Origin of the sequence: Eudoraea sp. (genome assembly GCF_049665975.1) — a bacterium.
Taxonomy (GTDB): domain Bacteria; phylum Bacteroidota; class Bacteroidia; order Flavobacteriales; family Flavobacteriaceae; genus Eudoraea.
On the sequence record NZ_JBATGR010000456.1, the window covers coordinates 1 to 1,966 of the forward strand.

General features: G+C 35.8%; 1 protein-coding gene. It reads left to right on the forward strand.

Going from position 1 to position 1,966, the window contains the following annotated elements:
* Window positions 1–248 precede the first annotated feature (248 nt).
* A partial coding sequence (locus WBN20_RS14855; protein WP_424282246.1) for a hypothetical protein occupies window positions 249–1,966 on the forward strand: 1,718 nt, incomplete at its 3' end.

Below are 1,966 nucleotides of genomic sequence, written 5' to 3' on the forward strand. Positions count from 1 at the left end.
AAATGTATCTAGCCGAACCTCATTATCCTCTCTTTTCTGATATGGTTAATTACATAAATGTAGTATTTTCATTTACAACTTAATATTCTATAACCAAACATACGAGCCGAACCGTTAGGTGCAAGGCGGTCCATAACAAAGCTATGAATTAGCTAAAGGATTTTTTATTTTTCCTTGTAATCAGGTAAAAACTCAGTTACATCTTTTCATAACTGAGATGGAATCATCTTTTATCATTAAATTTGGCAATGCTTCTCACAAAACTACACCGGCCACCTGTTTCCAGGGAACATGTTTACAGAACGCATCTGGTTGAACTTCTGGAAAAGAACATGTACAAACCCCTTACACTGGTTTCTGCCGGTGCCGGTTATGGTAAAAGCATGTTGGTTAGTTCCTGGTTAGAAAAATCCAAAATTCCGTATGCATGGGTTTCTTTAAGTGATGAGGACAATGATCTCAGACTTTTTATTGATGGTATTTCCACTTCTTTAAGAAAAAAGTTTCCAAAAGCTTTGAGGAATATAAATAACTATTTGGAAACTGATTCATTGCCGCTATTAAATGTTTTATCCGACAGCCTTATTAATGGTTTAGATGAAATCGAGAAGGATTTTGTCTTGGTTTTAGATGACTATCATTTAATCCGAAACAACCAAATTAATGAACTGATAAACAAGTTACTCCAATTTCCTGCACAGCATATGCAATTGGTAATTATTACCAGGAACGATCCATTTTTAAATTTAAATTCTTTAAGGGCACACAGCCGCATCAATGAGATTCGTAGGGCAGACCTGTGCTTCAATGAAAGTGAAATTTTGGAACTGTTGAAGAATATTTTTCAAACAGCAACAAGTAGAGAAATTTCGCATAAATTGATGAAACAAACGGAAGGATGGATTACTGGTTTGCGTTTGTTATTGTTAATGGTAAAGAAAGGTGAGGACTTAAATGAATCCCTTGAAAAAATTCATGCTATTAATCCTACAACCACTGATTTTTTACTGGAAGAAGTAATCTCAGATCAGCCTGAAACAATCAGGAATTGTCTTCTTAAAATGTCAATTCCTGATCGGTTTTGCGATGAATTAGTGAATGAACTATGTCTTCCTCATATTGAAAATTTGGAAGATGATATAATTGGGAAAGATGTGATTCAAACCCTCCTTAAAGCCAACCTCTTCACAATCTCATTGGATTATGAAAGGAAGTGGTACAGGTTCCATCACCTGTTTAAGAAGATGCTTCAAAACCAATTGAAGAAACAACATAGTATTGACGAGATTAATTCGTATCATTTAAAAGCTTCTGAATGGTTTGATAAAAATGATTTTAAAGAAGAAGCTGTTAAACACGCCCTTAAGGGGTATAAAATTGATTTGGCAGCTGATTTAGTGTCCCGCTATCGGTTTGAGCTTTTGGATGCCGGGAAAATCCATCGTTTAGACGATTTGATAGATTTGTTACCGTTGAGCATTATTGAAGAAACACCTGCACTCTTAACTGCCAAAGGCTTTATCATGGATTACCATGGTCAAATGCCTGAACTTTTTGAGTATAAGGAAAAAGCCAAAGCTATTTTAAGTGATTTGTCCATAGAGTCTCAGGAAATGAACGCCATATTGGGCGAAGTAAAAACAATTGAAGGAGAACTATTCATCTTATCAGGAGATACGAAAAGTGCCTTTGAATATTCGAGAAAGGCGCTTGGTTTATTACCGGATAGAGCCAGCCATGCGCAGTCTTTTGCATTGGGAACACAGGTGCTCTGTTATCAAATGAACAATGATATTGAAAGCGCAAAAAAAGCAGCGATAGAATTTCCTCCAGTGTCCTATCTTTCTATAACAAGAATGCAATTTTGGTATTCGATGGCATATGCTATGGAAGGAAATCAAGTGATGGTGAAAAAGCATGCGCTAAATCTTATAAAACTTGGTAAAAAGCACAGGCAATTAGAGTC